Consider the following 18487-nt stretch of genomic DNA (forward strand, 5'->3'; position numbering starts at 1 on the left):
TCCTGGGTCGGGTCTTCGAGGCAAAGGCTACCGTGGACATGATGGCCGGCATCTCCCTGCTCGACTGGCTGCGCGCCAGGGACGACGCAACGCTTGCGACCCTGCTCCGGCTGCGCCCCGACCTCGCGGTGCCGCCACCCGCCGATATGACCGTGCTCGCGACCAGGGCCGGCATCCGCGCATCGGTGAACCGCGCCTGCGAGGACCTCGACACCCGGACGCTGGCCGTGCTCGAAGCGCTGGTGGTGGCGGGCGCGGACACCGGGCCGGTGCCGGTCGAACGGCTGGACGCGCTGTTCGGCATCGACCGCTCCGCGCCGGAGGACCCGTCCGCCGAGCTGACCGGCCCCCGGCTCGACGAGGCCCTGGACGCGCTGCGCTACCGCGCGCTGGCCTGGGACGACCGCGACGAGAACGGGGTCAGGCTGGTGCCGGCCGCGCTGGAGGTGGTGTCCCGCTACCCGGGAGGGCTGGGCCGGCCCGCCGAGGCGGTGGCCGACCCCGACGAGCTGGCGCGGATGCTGGCCGACACCCCCGAGCAGGAGCTGCGGGTGCTCGAGGCGCTGGCCGCCGGCCCGCCGATCGGGCGCAGCCGCGCGTCCGGCGCCGGGGTGGTGCAGCGGCTGATCGGCAGGGGCCTGCTGCTGCGGGTCGACCCGGAGACCGTCGAGCTGCCGCGCCAGGTCGGGCTCGCGCTGCGCGGGCCGGCGCCACTGGGTCGGCTGGTGCCCGCCACGCCGGAGCTGGCCACCGTGGACCACGGCCCCGAACGGGTGGACGGCACCGCGTCCGGCGCGGTCCTGGAGCTGCTGCGCCAGGTCGACGTGTTGGTCGCGGCCTGGTCGGCGGAGCCGCCACCGGTGCTGCGCTCCGGCGGGCTGGGCGTGCGCGAGCTGCGCAAGGCGGCCCGCGAGCTGGGGCTCACCGAGAGCGAGGCCGGCCTGGTCATCGAGGTGGTGGTGGCCGCCGGGCTGATCGCGGACTCGGAGAGCGCCAGCGGCTCGGAGTGGGTGCCGACCACGCAGGTCGACCTGTGGGCCGCCGGCGGGCCGGAGCAGCGCTGGCTGGCGCTGGCCAGGGCGTGGCTGGAGCTGCCACGGCTGCCCGGCCTGATCGGCCAGCGCGACGACGCGGACCGGGTGCTCGGGCCGCTGTCCGACGAGCTGCGCCGCCCGCTCGCGCCGAGGGACCGCCGCCGGGTGCTCGACGCGGCGTCCGAGCTGCCCGCCGGGCGCGGCATCAAGGCCGAGACCGAGCTGGCCGCCGTGCTGGCCTGGCGCGCGCCCCGGCGCGGCGGCCGGATCCGCGACGACCTGGTGACCTGGACGATCGCGGAGGCGACGCTGCTCGGCGTGGTCGCCCTCGGCGCGCTGTCCACGCCCGGCCGCGCGCTGCTGACCAGCGCTGACCCGGCCCCGGTGCTGGCCGCGCTGCGCGCCGCGCTGCCCGAGCCGGTGGACAAGGTGCTGCTGCAGGCCGACCTGACGGCCGTCGCGCCCGGCCCGCTGCGCGCCGACGTGGCCGAGGAGATGTCGCTGGTCGCCGACGTGGAGTCGGCCGGCGGCGCCACCGTCTACCGGATCACCGAGGCCAGCATCCTGCGCGCGCTGGACACCGGGCGCGCCCCGGCCGAGCTGCACGAGCTGTTCGCCACCCGCTCGGCCACCCCGGTGCCGCAGGGGCTGACGTACCTGATCGACGACGTGGCCCGCCGGCACGGGCGGCTGCGCGGCGGCACCGCCCGGTCGTTCCTGCGCGCTGACGACGAGGTGCTGCTCTCCGAGGTGCTCGCGCACCCGTCCGCCGAGAACTGGGAGCTGCGCCGGATCGCGCCGACCGTGCTGGTCAGCGAGCTGCCGCTGGCGCAGCTGCTGGACGGGCTGCGGGCCGAGGGGTTCAGCCCGGCCGCCGAGGCCGGCGACGGCACGGTGCTCGACCTGCGCCCGCGCGGGCGGCGGATCGCGGCCAAGCCCCGCGCGTCCGGCTCCAGGTCGGCCGCCCTGCCCACGCCCGACGAGGACCGGCTGGCGGCGCTGGTCGCCGCGATCCGCGCCGGTGACCACGCCGCGACCATGGCGCCCTCGGCGGACCAGCTGCGCCGCTCGGGCGCCGACGCGGGCAACCACCGCACCCTGGAGCTGCTGCAGGAGGCCGCGCGACAGCGGCGCAGCGTGTGGATCGGTTACGTCAACTCGCTCGGGGTGGCCAGCCGGCGGATCGTGGAACCGGTCAGCGTCGGCGGCGGCGTGCTGGAGGGATACGACCGCGCCCAGGGCGACCTGCGCCGGTTCATGCTGCACCGCATCACGTCCGCCGTGGTCGTCGACGGCGAGCCGGCGCCCGAGGAACAGCCTTAGGACCGTGCGTGCGTCACCCACCGCCGCATGGCGTGCTCGACCAGGGCGATGAGGGTGAGCTTGACCGACGTGCGGTCGCGGGCGTCGCAGTCGACCATGGGCACCATGGGGTCGATCGACATCGCGTCCCGCACGTCGTCGCGGCGGTGCGCGAGCACGCCGTCGAAGCGGTTCAGCGCCACCAGGTAGGGCAGGCCCCGGTCCTCGAAGAAGTCCACGGCTGCGAAGCAGTCGGCCAGCCGTCGGGTGTCCACCAGCACCACGGCGCCGATCGCGCCGCGCACCAGGTCGTCCCACATGAACCAGAACCTGTGCTGGCCGGGCGTGCCGAACAGGTAGAGGATCAGGTCGGAGTCCAGCGACACCCGGCCGAAGTCCATCGCGACGGTGGTGGTCCGCTTGTTGGGCGTCTGGCGCAGGTCGTCCACGCCCGCGCTCGCCTCGGTCATCACCGCCTCGGTGGTCAGCGGCACGATCTCGGAGACCGAGCCGACGAACGTCGTCTTCCCGACGCCGAAGCCGCCGGCGACGACGATCTTCGCCGACGTGGTCGCCGTCGTGGCCGTGGGCCGGGACGGCCGGGACGAGCTAGAGACGGCGGAGTCCACTGAGCACCCTTTCCATCACACCCAAGTCTGGAGCGTTCCCGTTCCCGCTGACCGACTGATGCACCGAGACCAACCCGAGCCCCGCCATGTCACCGAGCAGCACCTTCGCCACCCCCAACGGCACCGACAGCAGCGCGGCCACCTCGGCGACCGAACGGGCATGCTCGCACAGCTCGGCGACCGACCGGTGCTCGTACTGCAGCATGTCCAGGTGTTCGAGGCCCTTCGGGCTGGTCGACACCAGGGTCTCGATCTCCAGGTGGTAGCCGGACCTGGTCCGGCCGCCGGTCCAGGCGTACGGGCGGACCGCCGAGGAACCGGACTCGAGCGGCGGCAGCGGGACCTCCTCGTGCCGCACCAGACCCCCGGAGGCCGGCTCCTCCGGCTCCGAGCGCGCGAGCTCCGGGAACGGCAGCTCGGCGCGCACCGGGATGGACACCTCGCCCACCGGCTCGGCCTCCTCGCCCTCCTCAGGCTCGTCGCGGTCCCGCCCGCGCCGCCGGCGCCTGCCCCGGCTGCTGCCGAAGCTGAAGCCGTTCATCACGTCGGCGAAGGTGGGTTCGGGAGGCCACCGCTCGTCGCCGTCAGGATCGTTCGTCACCGCGTCTCACCGCCCCAGGGAACCCTGCAGCCCTGCTCGCAGCTCGGGGGTCAGGACCCTACCGACCTTGTCGACCAACAGCGTCATCTCGTACCCGATCTGCCCGATGTCGCAGGTGGGCGAGGCGAGTACCGCCAGACAGGAACCGTCGCTGATGGACATCAGCAGGACGATGCCGCGCTCCATCTCGACGACCGTCTGCACCACGCCGCCCGCCTCGAAGCAGCGCGCGGCCCCATGGGTCAGGCTGACCAGGCCGGATGCCACGGCGGCGAGCTGGTCGGCGCGGTCGCGCGGCAGCCGGGCCGACGCGGTGAGCAGCAGGCCGTCCGCCGACACCACTACCGCGTGCGCCACGCCGGGCACCCGCTCGGCAAAGCCGTTGACCAACCAACCGAACTGGTTCGGATGGGCCTGCTCGGTCACGCGTACTCCTCGCTGTCTCTCGTCAGCCATGAACCCATCGGCGCGCTCACGGGTCGCCCCCGCCGTCGCGGCCGTTGGACTCCTCACCCGGCTCCTTGGCGCGATGCCGGGCCTGCCTGCCCTGCTGAACGCCGCGCTGGTAGCTGGCCAGCCGGCCCCTGATCTGCTCGGCGCTGCGGGCCGGCACCGCGGAGGCCGGCACCGCGCCGCCCTCGACGGACCCGCCGGGCATGAGGTGCGACTTGGGCTTGCGCTTGGGCAGGCCGGCGCGGGTCGTCGCGGTGTTCTGCTCCTCCTCCGGCATCGGGCTCAGCAGCGACCCGTCGGGGGCGCTCCACCCGGAGTCGGCGACCGCCTGCTCGGGGCCGTCCTCGGCCTGGTCGGGTCCGTTGCCCGGGGTCTGCCAGTTGTCCCGGAACCACGCCGAGGCCATCTGTTCGAAGATCGGCGAGTCGTCCAGCCCGCGCGCCGGCCCGCTGCCGCCGTCCAGCGACGAGGGTGGGGGCGGAGGTGGCGGCGGTGGCGGGCCGGGCTGGCGCGGTTGCTGCGAGCCCCGGGTGGGCGGGGGCGGCGTCTGCCCGCGCGGTGGTTGCGCGGGCGGTGGTGGCTGCGCGGGTGGTGGCTGCGCGGGCGGCGGGGGCGGCGGCTGTTGCTGTGGCTGCTGCGACTGCCTCGGCTGTCCGGACTGGTCGAAGCGGCCGGCCAGCGAGGCGCCCGCCGTGCGCCGGGGCAGCGGGGGCGCATCCGACGGCGGGGCGTCGGAGCCGGAGCCGGAGTCGCCGAGCCCGCCGTCGGAGGGAACCGCGTCGGCCCAGCCGGCGTCGGCCCGCACCGCGTCGGCCCAGCCGGTGTCCGCCGAAACGGTGTCCGGCGGGGCGGGCTCGGTCGGGCCGGGCTCGAGGTGGGTCGGTTCCGGGCCGTGCCCGTTGCGGGACGCCCCGTTCACCCGGCCGGCGGCCGCTCCGACCAGCGCGGTCCGCTCGGCGACCTGGACGGCCACCGTCGCGGCGGCGCCCCGGCTGGCCATCCCGGCACCGGCACCGCCACCGGCGCCGGCCAGGCCCGAGCCGTCGCCGCCCCGGCCCGGCGCGGCCGCGGTGATCAGCTCGGCGGGCACCGTCACCGACGCGGTCACCCCGCTGCCGCCGACGGCCGAACGCTCGGACTCGGTGCTGGCCAACTGCACGCTCACACCGTGCCGGTGGGCCAGCCGGCCGACCACGAACAGGCCCATCCGGCGCGACGCCGAGACGTCCACCACGCTCGGCCCGGCCAGCCGGTTGTTCGCGGTGATCAGCTCCTCGCCGGCCATGCCGACGCCCCTGTCCACGATCTCCACCCGGATCGCGCCGTCGTCCAGGAACCTGCTGGTGATCACCACCGAGGTCTCCGGCGGGGAGAAGCTGGTGGCGTTGTCCAGCAGCTCGGCGATCAGGTGCACCAGGTCGCTGGCGGCGCGGCCGCTGACCTGCCCGCTCGGCGGCTGCTGCACGACGCACCGCTTGTACTGCTCGATCTCGGACACCGCGGCGCGCAGCACGTCCACCACCGGCACCGAGGCGCCGCCGCGCTTGGTCAGCTCGCTGCCGGCCAGCACCAGCAGGTTCTCGCTGTTGCGCCGCATGCGGGTGGCCAGGTGGTCGAGCTGGAACAGGTTGTCGAGCTGCTCGGCGTCCTGCTCGTTGCGCTCCAGCCGCTCGATCAGCCGTAGCTGGCGCTCGACAAGGCCCTGGCTGCGCCGCGAGAGGTTGACGAACATGCCGCTGACGCTGGTCTGCAGGGTGGCCTGCTCGGCGGCCAGCCGGACCGCCTGCCCGTGCACCGCGTCGAACGCCCGTGCCACCTGACCGATCTCCTCCGTGCTGGTCACCGGGACCGGCTTGATGTTGACGTTGGGCACCTCGCCGGCGCGCATGCTGTCCACCGCCTTGGGCAGCCGGCGGTCGGCCACGTCCAGCGCGGTGCGCCGCAGCAGCCGCAGCGGCTTGAGCAGCGACTTACCGATCAGGTACACCACCGTCGCGGCGGCCAGCATGGTCAGCAGCAGGATCACCGAGTCGATGCCGGCGGCGTTGCGCGCGTCCTCCTGCTGGGCGGCGCTGGTGGCCTTGATCTCGTCGCGCAGCGCGGTCTCGGCGGTCCGCATCTGCTCAAGTACGGAGTTGGACGCGTCGTCCCATTCCTTCGCGCCCAGCCCGAGCTGGCCCCGGCTGTTCACCCGGCTCAGCGCCGACTGCTTGAGCCGCTGGCGCTCGCCGTTGGCGGTGTCGGTGGCGAAGCCGGCGAAGCGGGCCTGCTGGTCGGCGTCCAGGCTGGCCCGCAGCTGGCCGAGCGCGGAGTTCAGCCTGGCGTCGGTGGCCCGCACCGCGTCCGCGTCGGAGGGCAGCATCTCGGAGCGTGCGACGGCCACCGCGAGCACCGCATGCTCCAGCGCGACCTGCTCGCGGGCCACGTCCAGCTCGGCGAGCGCGGCGGACAGCCCGGCCAGCGCGGGCGTGGCGAGCTGGCGGCCCAGCGAGGTAGCGAACACCGTCATCGGCTCGATCAGGCCGGTGTAGCGGGCGATCACCGCGGGAGCGTCGATCCCGCCGCCGGCCACCTGACCACGCACCGGCTCCAGCCCGTCCAGGTTCTGCTTGGCCTGTTGGTAGGCGGTGGCGGGGGCGCCGGCCATGCTGGTCGGGTCGCCCACGGAGAGGGCCAGGTCGCCGAGCGCGCCGTCGGTCGCGGCGGCCACGTCGCGGATCGCCCCGCGATCGCCCACCCGGTTCTCCTGGACGAATACAGAGGCCTGATCACGTTCCTTCTGCAGCTGGGCGATCACCGTGGACGCCTTGTCCCGCAGCAGGACATACCTGTCCAGCGCGGCCAGCGAACCCGCGTCGTGGGTGCGGTCGGCGATCCGTAGTCCGCCCAGCGTCAGGCCGAGCAACGTCGGCACCAACAGCACCGCCGCAAGCTTGATCGGCAAAGGCCAGTTACGCGGTTGTAACCGCCCAGAGCGAACGGGTGCCGTCACATCTGTCACCTCAGCGCCTCCCCCGCACACCGCCAGACAACCCTCGGCGCTCCGCAGTGCGCCGGTTCACCCGTAGGTTCCCCCGAACCGACACCTCCCGTCGATCTTCGACACGCCCACCGAGCAGAAACGGGGAGCCCAAGATCAACGGGAGTATGATCTTGCTGGCGGTAGTGCGTCTTGAGGGCGCAAAGTATAGCGGGGTGTAAAGAGTCTCCTACTCTACCCGTGGGGAAGACGTGACAGCCGCTTCGCGTTTGCATCCTTCGGCATGTCCATGAACTACTACCGCCGTCATCCCGGCGGAAAGGAACGTCCGTGACCGACGGACCGCTGATCGTCCAGTCCGACAAGACGCTGCTGCTCGAGGTGGAGCACCCGGCCGCCGCCGAGGCCCGCGCCGCGATCGCGCCCTTCGCCGAGCTGGAGCGCGCGCCCGAGCACGTGCACACCTACCGGGTCACCCCGCTGGCGCTGTGGAACGCGCGCGCCGCCGGGCACGACGCCGAGCAGGTGGTGGACGCGCTGGTCCGCTTCTCCCGCTACGCCGTGCCGCAGCCGCTGCTGGTCGACGTGGTGGACACCATGGGCCGCTACGGCCGGCTGCAGCTGGTCAAGTCCCCGGTGCACGGCCTGGTGCTGGTCTCGCTGGACCGCGCGGTGCTTGAGGAGATCCTCAGGCAGAAGAAGATCGCCCCGCTGCTCGGCACCCGGCTCGACGACGACACGGTTCTGGTGCACCCGTCCGAGCGCGGGCGGCTCAAGCAGGCGCTGCTCAAGGTCGGCTGGCCCGCCGAGGACCTGGCCGGCTACGTGGACGGCGAACACCACCCGATCGAGCTGCGCGAGAACGGCTGGACGCTGCGCGACTACCAGCGCGACGCGGTGTCCGGGTTCTGGGCCGGCGGCTCCGGGGTGGTGGTGCTGCCCTGCGGCGCCGGCAAGACGCTGGTCGGAGCGGCGGCGATGGCCGAGGCGCAGGCGACCACGCTGATCCTGGTCACGAACACGGTGGCCGGCCGGCAGTGGAAGCGCGAGCTGGTCGCCCGCACCAGCCTGACCGAGGACGAGATCGGCGAGTACTCCGGCGAGCGCAAGGAGATCCGCCCGGTCACCATCGCCACCTACCAGGTGATGACCCGCAAGTCTCGCGGGGAATACAGGCACCTGGAGCTGTTCGACTCCCGGGACTGGGGCCTGATCGTCTACGACGAGGTGCACCTGCTGCCCGCGCCGGTGTTCCGGATGACCGCGGACCTGCAGTCGCGCCGCCGCCTCGGGCTGACCGCCACCCTGGTCCGCGAGGACGGCCGGGAGGGCGACGTGTTCTCCCTGATCGGACCGAAGCGCTACGACGCCCCGTGGCGCGACATCGAGCAGCAGGGCTGGATCGCGCCGGCCGACTGCGTCGAGGTCCGGGTCACCCTGACCGACGCCGAGCGCCTGGGTTACGCCACGGCGGAGGCCGACGAGCGGTACAAGCTGTGCGCCACCGCCCGTACCAAGGTCCCCGTGGTGCGCGCCATCCTGGACCAGCACCCCGGCGAGCCCGCGCTGGTCATCGGCGCCTACCTGGAGCAGCTGCACGAGCTGGCCGAGGACCTGGACTGCCCGGTGGTGGAGGGCTCGACCAAGAACAAGGAGCGCGAGGCGCTGTTCGACGCGTTCCGCCGGGGCGAGGTCCCCAGGCTGGTCGTGTCCAAGGTGGCCAACTTCTCCATCGACCTGCCCGAGGCGTCGGTGGCCGTGCAGGTCTCCGGCACCTTCGGCTCCCGGCAGGAGGAGGCCCAACGCCTGGGCCGTCTACTCCGCCCCAAAGGCGACCACCGCCAGGCCCACTTCTACTCGGTGATCTCCCGCGACACCCTGGACACCGAGTACGCCGCACACCGCCAGCGCTTCCTGGCCGAACAGGGCTACGCCTACCGCATCATGGACGCCGACGACCTGCTCGGCCCGCCTGTGGTCTAACCGCCCGCGAGTCGGGGATTTTGCCAGGGTGAGTCGCGGATTTCGTCAGGTCCGCGGGTCGGGTCACCAGAGCACGGCGGCCGCCGTGGTGGCGACCAGCAGGCCGGCCACGACCGGGACGAACAGCCTGCGGGCCAGGTCGATCACGGACACGCCGGTGATCCCGGCCACCGCGATCAGCGTCGACCAGACCACCAGGGTGCCGCCGCCCACCCAGGTCGCGCCGTTCTGCGCCACCGCAGCCAGGGTGGCCGGGTCGGCACCGCTCGCGCCGCCCAGGGCGGCGGCCAGCGTCCCGGTGAACGGCAGCCCCGGCCAGCCGTTCCCGTCCAGGCCCAGGATCATGCCGACCACGAGCATGACGAACGGGGCGACCAGCCGGTCGTGCGGGATCCCGCTGGACACGACGGCAACCGCGTCGCGCAGCAGGTGCGGGCCTTCGGGCAGGTCGAGGATCTTGCCGGAGAAGTCGTCGAGGCCGACGTAGATGAACCCGGCCACCGGGATCACCATGCCCATCACCCGGAACGCGAACGACGTCCCGTCCACGAAATGCTCGCAGGCCCGCTCGTGCCAGTCCGAGCGGTTCGTCACCGCCGCCGTGGCGACCAGCAACAGCGCCGCCGTCCCGCCCACCAGCGGCGCGGCGGCACCGTCGTCGAGCCTGGGCACCAGCGACGTGAACCGGCCGAGCAGGATGAACGCCAGCAGCGCGCCGAAACAGCCGGGCACCGCGACCGCAAGCGCGCGCGACCGCCGCCCGCTGATCGGCGGGTCGTCGCCGAGGTCGCCGAGGTCACCGCCGCCGGATCCGGGGCTCGCGGCGACCGGCACCTCGGGAGCCCGTTGCGCGTCGCGGACCAGCGTGCGGCGGACCGTCAACGCGTACGCCGCGCCCAGCGCCACCGCCCCGACCACCAGCGAGATCACCATCGCCCGGTCCGCGATCACGCCGGCCGGCACCCCGGCGCCCCTGGCGGACAGCCCCGGCGCCACGCCCAGGATGTAGTCCGAGGACAGCGCCATGCCCTGCCCGGCCACCGCGATGGCGACCGCCGCGCCCATCGGGCTCAGCCCCGCGCGCAGCGCCGCCGGGACCAGGATCGCGGCCAGCAGCGGCAGCACCGGGGTCGGCCAGAACACCAGCGAGAGCGCGAACGTCAACGCGGCGAGCACCAGGTAGGCGGTGCGGCCGCCGCGCATCAACCGCTGGAACGGCAACACCATCCGCTCGTCCGCGCCGGCCGCCCGCAGCGCCCGCATCAGCGACGTCATGATCGCGATGATCAAGAATATGGGCAGCAGCTCGGTGGTGGCCGCGATCGCCGCCCGGAACACCGCGCCGATCCCGGTGACCGCGCTGCCGGTCGCGACGGCGGCGGTGAGGAACGTGGCCACGATCGCCGGACCGACCACGTTCTTCTTGAACAGCACCAGCCCGATCAGCAGGGCGATGCCGGCGAGGTAGATCCAGTGCGCCCAGGTCAGTCCCACGCGATACCTCCCCGTTGAGATTCTTGGAACGGTAGGGGTGCCTGAGCTTGCGAGAACTGGAGCAAGCGCACTGGTCGTGGGCGGGTTAATGTGCACCTTGCCCATAGCCCGGGCCGGTGAGAACGCGCTTTGCTCTGCGTAACCTCGACGGTGAGGAGCCTTCATGAGTTCGGTGTCCGGTTCGGTTGCGGTGGTCACGGGTGCGGGCGGGGGGATCGGGGCGGCGTATGTGGCGGCGTTGAGTGCGGCCGGGGCGTCCGTGCTGGCCGTCGACCTTCCGGTGGCCGCCCCGGCGGGCATCGCGGCCGCCGAGCGCGCCACCGCCGCCGGACCCGGGCGGGCGGTGTTCACCGAGGCCGACATCACCGACGACGACGATCTCGCCCGGATGGTGTCGACCGCCCGCGACCGGTTCGGCGGCCTGGACGCGCTGGTCAACAACGCGGCGGTCTACGCGGACCTCGGCCACAAGCGCCCGCTGTGGGAGCTGGACAACTCCGACTGGGACCGGGTGCTGACCGTCAACGTGCGCGCCGTCTGGCAGGCGATCCGGGCGGTCCTGCCGGCCATGCGCGCGGGCGGCGGCGGGCGGATCGTGAACGTCTCCTCGTCCACGGCGCGCGCCGGCACCCCGGGTTTCCTGCACTACGTGACGTCCAAGGCGGCCGTCGAGGGGCTCACCCGCGCGGCGGCGAAGGAGCTCGGCGAGTTCGGGATCACGGTGAACTGCCTGGCCCCCGGCCTGGTCAGCGACGAGGCGTCCTACCGGGTCAGCGGCCGGGAGTACGTCGCGAACGCCGCGCTAGGACGTTCTATCAAGCGCGAGATGGCCCCCGACGACCTGCTCGGCGCGCTGCTGTGGCTGTGCTCGCCGGCCAGCTCGTTCGTGACCGGCCAGACCATCGTCGTCGACGGCGGGCAGGTGCTGGTGTGACCCGCATCGCGACGAACGGCGTGGAGCTCGCGGTCCAGGTCACCGGCTCCGGGCCGCCGATCGTGATGGTGCACGGCTCGCTGGACACCCACCGCGCCTGGGACCGGGTGGTGCCGCTGCTGGCCGACTCGTACCAGGTCGTGACCTACGACCGCCGAGGCCACGGCGCCAGCACCTGCCCGCCCGGCCAGGGCCGGATCGGCGAGGACCGCGACGACCTGGCCGGCCTGATCTCCGCGCTGGGGCTGACGAAACCGCTGGTGGTCGGCCACTCCTACGGCTCGGCCACCACGCTGCTGCTCGGCGCCCGCCACCCCGAGCTGACCGGCGGCCTGCTGGTCCACGAACCGCCGCTGTTCGCCCTGCTCCGCGACGACCCGGCGACGCTGCCGCTGGCCGAGCGGGCCGCCGAACAGCTCGCGCGGGCCGCCGCCCTGATCACCTCCGGTGCTGTCGAGGAGGGCGTCCGACACTTCGTGAACACCGCCGCGTTCGGCCCGGACACCTGGGAGAACCTGTTCACCCCAGAGATCCGCGAGACCTGCGTGGCGCACGCCGACACCTGGCTCGACCAGTCCCGCGACCCCGACCGCCTCTCGGTCCGCCCCGAGCTGCTCGCCTCCTACCCGCACCGCATCGGGATCAGCCACGGCGACGCCAGCCCGCCCGCCTACGCCCCGGTCGCCGAGCTGGTGGCCGCCGCCATCCCCACCGCTCGCCGACACGTCGTCCCCGGCGCCGGCCACGCCCCACACCTGAGCCACCCCCGGGCGTTCGCCGACCTCATCCGCGCCCACGCCCAGGGTCTCCACCCGACCGACTGAGGGTTGGCGATCAGGGACGGATCCGGGTGCCGCCCTGAGGCCCGCGCGCCCCGTCACCGGCACCCTCGATCCCATGAACGAGACCGCCTCGAACCAGAAGTCCACCCCCCAGCAGGACACCGCACCAACCGAGACCACCGAATCCCCAACCACCGAAACCCCGGCCACCACGCCAAAACCCGACACCACACCGGGACCCGACACCACGCCACCGGCGGACGCGTCGACACCGCCCGTAGACGCCACCACCCCGCCGCCGGGAACCGACACCCCGCCACCCCCGGCCCCCACCCCAACTCCCGAACCGAGCACCCCGACCCGCCTGCGGCGCAGCAAGTCGAACCGGATGATCGCCGGCGTCTGTGGCGGGTTCGCCGACCTGCTCAACGTCGACGTGACGATCATCCGGCTCGCCCTGGTGCTGGCCACCGTCCTCGGTTTCGGCGCCGGCGTGGTGCTCTACATCGCCTGCTGGATCCTCATGCCCGAAGAGGACTGACGAGCCGGCGGCCCGACCAGTTCGCCAGCCGCTCGGTCGGTCCCGCACCCGGCGCCGGCTCCACCACCGGCGCGAACGGGACGTGCCCCCCGCGCGGCTCGGCGGGCAGGAAGCCGGCCGCCGCCTCCAGCGTGGCCAAGGCAAGATCGGCATCCGCCTCCGAGCCCTGCCCGGTGGCCACCGCAAGGTCCCACCCGTGCACCAGCGTCTCGTTCAGATACGCCCACACCGCCACCCGCCCCGGAATGGTCGCCCACGGCGCCGTGACCTGAACGTCCAGCATCCGGTCGTCATCCCACACCGTCCACAGCTTCGCGGCGCCTTCCGCATAAGCGTCCGCCCACCCATCGTCCGCCACCCCCGTCACCACCACCGGCACCGTGAACGGATCCCCGCCCTCACCGATCACCTTCGCCCGCCGCACCGTGGTGACCAGATGCCCGAGCAGCGCGCGCACATCGAACTCCGTACACGGCGTCGGATCACCGAGCCGCTCAGCCCGTACCCCGCTCATCAACCCGTGCGTCCAAGCCAGCGCCCGCCGGTAGTACGGACGGGGATCTGTCAGCTCTGTGTTCGTCATGCCCGCCACCCTGCCCCCCTAAATACGACACCCCCTGTCGTATATCCATGAAACCCTTCCACCCATGCGCGCCGACCGACTGCTCTCCCTGGTCCTACTGCTGCGCAACCGAGGCCGCATGACCGCCGCCGCCCTGGCCCGCGAGCTGGAGGTCTCCACCCGCACCGTCCAACGCGACGTCGACGCCCTGTCCGCCGCCGGCATCCCGGTCTACGCCGACCGAGGCCGCGACGGCGGCTACGCCCTGCTCGCCGGCTTCTCCACCGACCTCACCGGCCTCACCCCCGACGAGGCCGTCGCCCTGCTCACCGCCCGCTCCCAAGCCACCTCCGACGCCCTAGGCCTAGGCCCCGCGTTCGCCTCCGCCATGCGCAAAGTGATCGCCGCAATCCCCGCCACCACCAGGCCCAACGCCACCACCGCCGCCGACCGCGTCCTGGTCCGCCCCGGCGGCTGGCTGGCCGACCCCACCCCCGAACCAGCCCTACCCGCCCTCCAACACGCCGTCTTCACCGCCCGCCGCCTGCGCCTGCGCTACCGCCCCGCCGAACCCCCCGGCTCCCCGCCGCCCAAAGGCGCCCCAACCTGGCGAACAGTCGACCCCATAGGCCTGGTCAGCGCCGCCGGCCGCTGGTACCTCCTGGCCCTGCGCAACGGCCAGGACCGCACCTACCGCGTATCCCGCATCACCGAAGCCGTCGAACTGGACGAACCCGCCCACCGCCCCAACGACGTAGACCTGGAAGCCCTCTGGCACCGCCGCCGCACCGAGTTCCGCTCCGCCCGAGCCCGCCTCACCGTCCGCACCCGAATCCGCCCCACCCGCCACCCCCACCTGGCCAACGCCGCCCTCACCCTGACCCCCGTCCCCACCAAAGACCCCACCTGGCTCACCTTCGACGCCGAGTTCGGCGACCTCCAACACGCCGAGTCCGCCCTCTGGACCCTCGCCCCCCACGCCGAAGCCCTCTCCCCACCCGAACTCCGCGCCGCCCTGGCCGCCCGCGCCACCCAAGTCATGACCGCACACACGTAGTCCTACGGATTCGTCCCAGCTCAACCGCTCATACGCTCGATCACCATGCGCGAGCCAACCGTCCGACACACCGCGACCTGGGCGCTCGCCCTACTAGCCGCCACCGCCCTGTCCCTGGCACTGACCTACTGCGGCCTGCTCGCGCTCGCCCTCTCCGCCATGTGCTACGACCCCGGCCCAAGCCCTCAAGCGACCGCCTGCGCCCAAGACGCCTACCTGTTCACCGCCATGTGCGCCGCCACCCTGCTCATCCCCGTAGCCATCGCCACCTGGACCCGCCGCGCCCCCACCCCCACCGGCGTCCGCAACAGGCTCGCCATCTGCCTGCTCTTCTACCTGCCGCCCGTACTCATCCTCGTGATCAGCATCCTGACGGCCTGACGCACGCCAAAAGGGGCGGTACCGGCAAAACCGGTACCGCCCCCTTTAGCACAGCGGAAATCGTGTCCAGGTGCGTCCATCGCAAGGCCGCAGCGACCGACGCGTGCCGCGCCTTGGCGCGGATCGGGCGGCCCGGCCAGTTAGCCGGGCCGCGGCGACACAGCACGCGAGGGAGCGAGAACGCCGCGAGGGGCGTGCCTGGGCGCGATTTTAGAAGTCCATGCCGCCGCCCATGTCTGGAGCACCGGCCGGAGCCTTCTCCTTCTCCGGCTTGTCCGCGATCACTGCCTCGGTGGTGAGGAACAGCGCCGCGATCGAAGCCGCGTTCTGCAGCGCGGACCGGGTGACCTTGGCCGGGTCGATGATGCCGGCCTTGACCAGGTCCTTGTACTCGCCGGTGGCCGCGTCCAGGCCCTCGCCGGCGGGAAGGTTGCGCACCTTCTCCGCCACAACGCCACCTTCGAGGCCGGCGTTGACGGCGATCTGCTTGAGCGGAGCCTCCAGCGCGACCTTGACGATGTTCGCCCCGGTCGCCTCGTCACCGTCCAGGCCGAGGCCGTCGAACACGTTGGCGCCCGCCTGCAGCAGGGCCACGCCGCCACCGGCGACGATGCCCTCCTCGACGGCGGCCTTCGCGTTGCGGACCGCGTCCTCGATGCGGTGCTTGCGCTCCTTGAGCTCCACCTCGGTGGCGGCACCGGCCTTGATCACCGCAACACCGCCGGCCAGCTTGGCCAGGCGCTCCTGCAGCTTCTCGCGGTCGTAGTCGGAGTCGCTCTTCTCGATCTCGGCGCGGATCTGGTTGACCCGGCCGGCGATCTGGTCGGCGTCGCCGGCACCGTCGACGATGGTGGTCTCGTCCTTGGTGACGACGACCTTGCGGGCCTGGCCCAGCAGCGACAGGTCGGTGTTCTCCAGCTTGAGGCCGATCTTCTCGCTGATCACCTCGCCGCCGGTGAGGATGGCCATGTCGGCCAGCATCGCCTCGCGGCGGTCACCGAAGCCCGGCGCCTTCACGGCGACCGACTTGAAGGTGCCGCGCACCTTGTTGACGATGAGGGTGGCCAGGGCCTCGCCCTCGACGTCCTCGGCGATGATGACCAGCGGCTTGCCGCCCTGCATGACCTTCTCCAGCAGCGGGAGCAGGTCCTTCACCGTGGAGATCTTGGAGCTGACCAGGAGGATGTACGGGTCCTCCAGCTCGGCCTCCATGCGCTCGGCGTCGGTGACGAAGTAGGGCGAGATGTAGCCCTTGTCGAAGCGCATGCCCTCGGTGAGCTCCAGCTCCAGCCCGAAGGTCTGCGACTCCTCGACGGTGATGACGCCTTCCTTGCCGACCTTGTCCATGGCCTCGGCGATCAGGTCACCGATCGCCTTGTCGGCCGCGGAGATCGACGCGGTGGCCGCGATCTGTTCCTTGGTCTCGACCTCCTTGGCGGTCTTGAGCAGCTCCTGCGCGACCGCCTCGGTGGCCTTCTCGATGCCGCGCTTCAGCGCCATCGGGTTCGCACCGGCGGCGACGTTGCGCAGCCCCTCCCGCACCAGCGCCTGGGCCAGCACGGTGGCGGTGGTGGTGCCGTCACCGGCGATGTCGTCGGTCTTCTTGGCAACTTCCTTGACGAGCTCGGCCCCGACCTTCTCCCACGGGTCCTCGAGCTCGATCTCCTTCGCGATGGAGACGCCGTCGTTGGTGATGGTCGGCGCGCCCCACTTCTTCTCGAGCACGACGTTGCGGCCCCTCGGGCCGAGCGTCACCTTGACGGCGTCGGCGAGGGTGTTCATGCCGCGCTCGAGCCCGCGGCGCGCATCCTCGTCGAACGCGATCATCTTGGCCATTGCGGTGTGGTCCTCCGGTAGGGATGACACGACGGCCGGCGACGGCGCCCGCGACGGACGATCGGCAACCCTGCGCTCGATCTCACCGACCCGACCTGAGTTGGCACTCGGCGCTGACGAGTGCCAGCAAGTGCCACTGCCGTGTTTAGCACTCTCCCCCTGCGAGTGCAAGGCGACAGGCTCCGCCGGGGACCGGTCGGGTGTGCTGAAATCCGCGACTCGGTGTGCTGAAACCCGCGACTCGCGGGCGGTTCTCGCGGACGGGCTGGGTCCGGTCGCGAGCGAGGGGCCCGGTGGCGGGCCCCTCGCGCGTACTCGGCCAACTTCGTGACCCTAGAGCCGGCGCACACCCTCCGCCTGGCTACGGCCATCGCGACCGGCCGTCGTCTCGAACTCCACCCGGTCGCCCTCTTCGAGGGTCCGGAAGCCGTCCATCTGGATGGCGCTGTAGTGGACGAAGACGTCGGGGCCACCATCTGTCGCGATGAAGCCGTAGCCCTTCTCCGAGTTGAACCACTTGACCGTGCCCTGGGCCACGGCATCCTCCTGTTGTTGCGGACGAACACCCCGACGCTACAACAGATTCGGCCCCCTCCCGAGGTGACCATCTCACGTTCCGGGAGGGCAGGATGCCTGTCGTGCGCACTGTTGACGAACATCGCGCGGTGGTCGCCGCGCTGCTCCCGCCTACCCCTGTCGAGGCCCGCCCGCTGGCCGACGCGCTCGGCCTGGTGCTGGCCGAGGACCTGCGCGCGGCGGTGGCGCTGCCCCCGTTCGACAACTCCGCGATGGACGGCTACGCGGTCCGCGCGCAGGACGTGGCGGACGCCCCGGTGCGGCTGCCGGTGGCCGAGGACATCCCGGCCGGGCGCACCGACGCGCCGAGGCTGGAGCCCGGCACCGCGCACCGGATCATGACCGGCGCGCCGATGCCGCCGGGCGCGGACGCCGTGGTGCAGGTCGAGCACACCGACGGCGGCACCGAGACCGTCCGCATCGACAGGTCCGTGTCCGAGGGCACGCACGTGCGCCGGGCCGGAGAGGACGCCGAGGCCGGCACGCTCGTGCTCCGCGCCGGCACCGTGCTCGGCGCCGCGCAGCTCGGGCTCGCCGCCGCCGTGGGCACCGCGACCGTCCGCGTCCGCCGCCCGCCGAGGGTGCTCGTGCTGTCCACCGGCTCGGAGCTGGTCGCGCCGGGCGAGCCGCTCGCGCACGGGCAGATCTACGAGTCGAACGGCGTCATGCTCGCGGCCGCCGTGACCGAGGCCGGCGGGATCGCCGAACAGCTGCGGTTCGTGCCGGACGACGTCGAGGAGTTCCTGGCCGTGCTCGCCGACCGGATCTCTCGCGGCGACGGGGTTGACCTGGTGCTCACCTCCGGCGGCGTGAGCGCGGGCGCCTACGAGGTCGTCAAGGACGCGTTGGCGAGCCGGGGCGTGGAGTTCGTCAGGGTCGGCATGCAGCCGGGCGGCCCGCAGGGGGCGGGAAGGGTGAGCGGCCTGGCCGGTGCGGCGAGCGGCGCTGCCCGAGCGGACAGTTCGGTGATCACACCCGGTGACGAGACACCCGTTGTGACACTTCCCGGTAACCCGGTCAGCTCACAGGTGTCCTTCGAGGTGTTCGTCCGCCCGGCGCTACGGAGCGCGATGGGCCATCCGGCACCGTATAGGCCGATCGTGCGAGCGCGGCTGGCCGAGACGCTGCGCTCACCGGCCGGTAGGCGACAGTTCCGTCGGGGGGAGCTCGATACGACGGCCGGCACAGTGCGGACCGTGGGCGGCCCCGGCTCGCACCTGCTGTCGGCATTGGCCAGGGCGAACTGTCTGATCGTGCTCGGCGAGGACGACCAGCTCCACGAGGAGGGCTCCGAAGTCGACGTTTGGCTGCTTGAGCGCTGATCTAGTGTCAAATGCCACCG

The 18487-nt window shown here is 72.7% G+C and carries 16 protein-coding genes; 8 read left to right on the forward strand and 8 right to left on the reverse strand.

Going from position 1 to position 18487, the window contains the following annotated elements; all coding sequences use genetic code 11:
• Nucleotides 1-41 precede the first annotated feature (41 nt).
• Complete coding sequence (locus N912_RS0130680) at nucleotides 42-2357, forward strand: helicase-associated domain-containing protein (protein WP_028925394.1); 2316 nt, start codon at nucleotides 42-44, stop codon at nucleotides 2355-2357.
• Here N912_RS0130680 and N912_RS0130685 read toward each other — a convergent pair.
• Genes N912_RS0130685 through N912_RS55765 form a run of 4 tightly spaced genes read right to left on the reverse strand, consistent with a single transcriptional unit; the run spans nucleotide 2354 to nucleotide 6942 of the window.
• Nucleotides 2354-2965 carry a GTP-binding protein gene (locus tag N912_RS0130685; protein ID WP_028925395.1) on the reverse strand — a complete coding sequence of 204 codons (612 nt, stop codon included), beginning with the start codon at nucleotides 2963-2965 and terminating at the stop codon, nucleotides 2354-2356. The genes N912_RS0130680 and N912_RS0130685 overlap by 4 nt on opposite strands.
• A complete protein-coding gene (locus N912_RS0130690) occupies nucleotides 2946-3566 on the reverse strand; it encodes a DUF742 domain-containing protein (RefSeq protein WP_245645518.1) in 621 nt (206 codons plus the stop codon). The genes N912_RS0130685 and N912_RS0130690 overlap by 20 nt, the downstream gene beginning before the upstream one ends.
• Before the next feature lie 6 nt (nucleotides 3567-3572).
• On the reverse strand, nucleotides 3573-3992 hold the full coding sequence (locus tag N912_RS0130695) for a roadblock/LC7 domain-containing protein (protein WP_028925397.1): 420 nt from the start codon (nucleotides 3990-3992) through the stop codon (nucleotides 3573-3575).
• Between the two features lie 46 nt (nucleotides 3993-4038).
• Complete coding sequence (locus N912_RS55765) at nucleotides 4039-6942, reverse strand: sensor histidine kinase (RefSeq protein ID WP_156994158.1); 2904 nt, start codon at nucleotides 6940-6942, stop codon at nucleotides 4039-4041.
• A gap of 387 nt (nucleotides 6943-7329) precedes the next feature.
• Here N912_RS55765 and N912_RS0130705 point away from each other — a divergent pair, with 387 nt between their 5' ends.
• Complete coding sequence (locus tag N912_RS0130705; protein WP_028925398.1) at nucleotides 7330-8982, forward strand: DNA repair helicase XPB; 1653 nt, start codon at nucleotides 7330-7332, stop codon at nucleotides 8980-8982.
• A 63-nt stretch (nucleotides 8983-9045) separates the two neighbouring features.
• Here the strand turns inward: N912_RS0130705 and N912_RS0130710 are convergent, their stop codons facing one another.
• Nucleotides 9046-10476 (reverse strand): hypothetical protein, encoded by a 1431-nt coding sequence (locus tag N912_RS0130710; protein WP_037067487.1) that lies wholly within the window; start codon nucleotides 10474-10476, stop codon nucleotides 9046-9048.
• Nucleotides 10477-10639: 163 nt separating this feature from the next.
• Here N912_RS0130710 and N912_RS0130715 point away from each other — a divergent pair, with 163 nt between their 5' ends.
• From N912_RS0130715 to N912_RS65950, 3 genes are all read left to right on the forward strand, one after another.
• The gene (locus N912_RS0130715) at nucleotides 10640-11410 is read left to right on the forward strand and encodes an SDR family NAD(P)-dependent oxidoreductase (RefSeq protein WP_028925400.1); all 771 of its coding nucleotides are present in this window, start codon (nucleotides 10640-10642) and stop codon (nucleotides 11408-11410) included.
• Nucleotides 11407-12234, forward strand: coding sequence for an alpha/beta fold hydrolase (locus tag N912_RS0130720; protein ID WP_028925401.1), 828 nt, complete (start codon nucleotides 11407-11409; stop codon nucleotides 12232-12234). Before N912_RS0130715 ends, N912_RS0130720 begins: the two co-directional genes overlap by 4 nt.
• A 73-nt stretch (nucleotides 12235-12307) precedes the next feature.
• The gene (locus N912_RS65950; protein WP_084211363.1) at nucleotides 12308-12733 is read left to right on the forward strand and encodes a PspC domain-containing protein; all 426 of its coding nucleotides are present in this window, start codon (nucleotides 12308-12310) and stop codon (nucleotides 12731-12733) included.
• On the opposite strand, the gene N912_RS0130730 is transcribed toward N912_RS65950, so the two are convergent.
• Nucleotides 12714-13316 (reverse strand): TIGR03086 family metal-binding protein, encoded by a 603-nt coding sequence (locus tag N912_RS0130730; RefSeq protein ID WP_028925403.1) that lies wholly within the window; start codon nucleotides 13314-13316, stop codon nucleotides 12714-12716. The two genes, N912_RS65950 and N912_RS0130730, sit on opposite strands and share 20 nt — an antisense overlap.
• Before the next feature lie 64 nt (nucleotides 13317-13380).
• Between N912_RS0130730 and N912_RS0130735 the strand changes: the two genes are divergently transcribed.
• Entirely contained in the window at nucleotides 13381-14352 is a 972-nt protein-coding gene (locus N912_RS0130735) for a helix-turn-helix transcriptional regulator (protein ID WP_028925404.1), read from the forward strand.
• Between the two features lie 45 nt (nucleotides 14353-14397).
• Nucleotides 14398-14733: a hypothetical protein gene (locus tag N912_RS66555; protein ID WP_028925405.1), complete on the forward strand. Its 336-nt coding sequence runs from the start codon at nucleotides 14398-14400 to the stop codon at nucleotides 14731-14733.
• A 210-nt stretch (nucleotides 14734-14943) separates the two neighbouring features.
• Here the strand turns inward: N912_RS66555 and groL are convergent, their stop codons facing one another.
• Nucleotides 14944-16569: a chaperonin GroEL gene (groL, locus tag N912_RS0130745; RefSeq protein ID WP_028925406.1), complete on the reverse strand. Its 1626-nt coding sequence runs from the start codon at nucleotides 16567-16569 to the stop codon at nucleotides 14944-14946.
• 333 nt (nucleotides 16570-16902) lie between these two features.
• Nucleotides 16903-17106 carry a cold-shock protein gene (locus N912_RS0130750; protein WP_028925407.1) on the reverse strand — a complete coding sequence of 68 codons (204 nt, stop codon included), beginning with the start codon at nucleotides 17104-17106 and terminating at the stop codon, nucleotides 16903-16905.
• Between the two features lie 101 nt (nucleotides 17107-17207).
• Here N912_RS0130750 and moeA point away from each other — a divergent pair, with 101 nt between their 5' ends.
• The gene (gene moeA / locus N912_RS0130755) at nucleotides 17208-18467 is read left to right on the forward strand and encodes a molybdopterin molybdotransferase MoeA (protein WP_028925408.1); all 1260 of its coding nucleotides are present in this window, start codon (nucleotides 17208-17210) and stop codon (nucleotides 18465-18467) included.
• Nucleotides 18468-18487: the final 20 nt, after the last annotated feature.

The organism is Actinospineispora acaciae DSM 45401 (genome assembly GCF_000620785.1).
Taxonomy (GTDB): Bacteria; Actinomycetota; Actinomycetes; order Mycobacteriales; family Pseudonocardiaceae; genus Pseudonocardia; species Pseudonocardia acaciae.